The organism is Anaerolineales bacterium (assembly GCA_022866145.1).
Lineage (GTDB): Bacteria > Chloroflexota > Anaerolineae > Anaerolineales > E44-bin32 > PFL42.
This window is the reverse complement of record JALHUE010000427.1, coordinates 1-2429: the sequence shown is the minus strand read 5'-3', so window position 1 is coordinate 2429 and position 2429 is coordinate 1. Positions and strand designations below refer to the sequence as shown.

The window sequence follows — 2429 nt, the reverse complement described above, 5'->3', positions numbered from 1 at the left end:
CGATGCTTGATGTAGTACAGGTCGTACTCCAGCTTCTCGGCCGAGTCCTCGACCGAGGAGGCGTACACCTGGTGGACCTGGGCCCAGCCCGTCAGCCCCGGCTTGACCAGCAGCCGGGCTCGATAGAAGGGGATATGCTTCTCCAGGTGGTGGACAAACTCCGGCCGTTCCGGCCGCGGGCCGATCAGACCCATCTCCCCCTTGAGGACATTCCAGAACTGCGGGAACTCGTCCACGTGCAGCCTGCGCAGCAACACGCCCACCCGGGTTGCGCGCGGGTCACCGCTCTGCGCCCACTGCGCCTGACCAGGGGCCTCGGCGTCGGGTCGCATCGTGCGGAATTTGGTCACCCAGAACACCTCGCCGCCATTGCCGATGCGCTCCTGGCGGAACAGGATCGGCCGACCGCTCTCAAGCAGGATCGCCAGGGCGATCCACGGATACAGCAAGGCCAGGATCGATAGCCCGGCCAGCCCGGCGCCGATGTCCATCAGTCGTTTGACGAGCAGGTACAGGCCGTTGACCTGTATCTCGTCGACGAACGACCGCAGCAGCCAGTCGGACTCCAGGTAGCGGATCGGGACACGCCCCAGCAAACGTTCATACAACACGGGCATGCGGACGATGCGCACGCCCTTCTCCTGTGCATCCAGCAGCGCCTGGAACATTGCGCCGCCCATCGGCCCGGTGATGGCCACCACGGTCTCGGTCACGCTCTCGTCGGCCACCACTTTCGCCAGGAGCCGGTTGTCCCCCAGCACTCGGGCCCCGGCGATCATGGTCCCGACCTTCGCCGGATCGTCGTCGATCAGGCCGACGACATGGAACGGCGGCGAGCGCATGCCGGCCAGCACCTCAACCATGCCTCGCCCGCTCACGCCGGCGCCGACGATCACCCCCCGGCGCAGGAAGGCCGGCGCAGTAAAGACGGCGAGGTACAGCATGCGCCAGGCGAGAGTGAGCAGCGCCGCCAGGATCAGGAAGTACAGCATCCCCCGGCGTGGCAGGTCGCCCTCGGCGTTGAAGTAGACGATCAGGTAGACCGCCAGGCCGCCGGCAGCTGCGATCAGGATGCCCCGGACAGTGTCCCCCCGCGAGGAGGCGCGCTGCAGGTTGTACAGGTTGGCCATCAGCACCAGCCAGAGCACGGGCAGGGCGATGAACCAGGGTGCACGAAAGCGGAGAAACGTCAGGCTGAATCCCAGCGCGGGCTCAAGCTGGGCCCAGAGGGCGAGGGCCAGGATTGCGGCCATGCTGGCCGCCACAAAGTCGCCGGCCATCAGGAGCGCCAGTCTCTCGCCCGGTTGAATGCGCCAGCGGCGGCCAGTTCCTGAGTTACGCATGTCTCCTTCGAGTCATCAGGGCTGAAGCCAGACCGGCCAGGAAACCCATCCCCCAGCACAAGTGCACGCTCGCCCAGGCAGCGGGAAGTCCGATCATCAGACTTATATCGCGTCGGCGGGCAGACCGAAAAAGCGCCGCCCCGAGCACGACTGCGAGATAGATGCCCGCCAGACCGATCAATCCGGCCGCCGCGGCCGGCAAGAATGGGGCGACGACGAGCAGCCCCAGGAGCGCGGCGACGAAGGCGGGCGGAATCGCCTGGCGCAGGCGGAGCGAATGCGGGTGGAGCGTCAGCATGTGCGCCTTCCAGAAGCCGTAGCGCCAATACTGCTTCGCCAACGCGGACAGCGTCGGCCGGGCGATGTACACGCAGCGAATCGACGGATCGAGCCAGATCTTGCCGCCCGCCTTGCGGATGCGGTAGTTGTACTCGTAGTCCTCATTGGTGAGCAGATCCTCGTTGAAGGTCCCCACTCGGTCGAGCCAGCGCCGATCGAAGGCCCCGAATGGCACGGTGTCGACCTCACCGGCGCGAGCACCAGCCCGATAGCCGGCATCGCCTGCACCTAGCCTGTGGGCGACGGCGGCGGCGATTGATCGCGCCACCCACCCCTCGGCACCCGGACGAATGTCCCACACCCCGCCGACGTTGGCTGCCTCGGTCTCCGCCAGCACCTGCACACAGCGGGCGATGTAGTCCGACGCAGGGACGGCATGGGCGTCGAGGCGAATCACCACCCCGCCAGACGCTGCCGCCAGCGCGCGGTTGAGCGCCGCCGGGATGCTGCGGTCTGGATTATCGACCAGGGTGATTCTCAACTGAGGCGTTGCCGCTGTGATGTCCGAAACGACCTCGCGCGTCCCATCTGTCGAGCCGCCATCGGAGATGAGGACTTCGAGGTTCGCCAAGTCGAATGTCTGGGCTTCGATCGAGTCCAGCAGCTCCCGAATCGTGCGCGCCTCGTTGTAGCACGGAACGATCACACTAACTGCAGGCGGCACCGATTCCCCTCACTCACAACGCATCGGCCGAGCGCCTGGCACGGAGTGCGACTCCTCTCTATCATTCTTCATCCTTGCTCCGT

General features: G+C 66.2%; 2 protein-coding genes. Both read right to left on the bottom strand.

The window, feature by feature from the left end; all coding sequences use genetic code 11:
- Positions 1–1343: exopolysaccharide biosynthesis polyprenyl glycosylphosphotransferase (locus MUO23_12865; GenBank protein MCJ7513844.1), on the bottom strand; the 1343-nt coding region annotated here is incomplete at its 3' end.
- Positions 1336–2346: a glycosyltransferase family 2 protein gene (locus MUO23_12860; GenBank protein MCJ7513843.1), complete on the bottom strand. Its 1011-nt coding sequence runs from the start codon at positions 2344–2346 to the stop codon at positions 1336–1338. The genes MUO23_12865 and MUO23_12860, both read right to left, overlap by 8 nt.
- Positions 2347–2429: the final 83 nt, after the last annotated feature.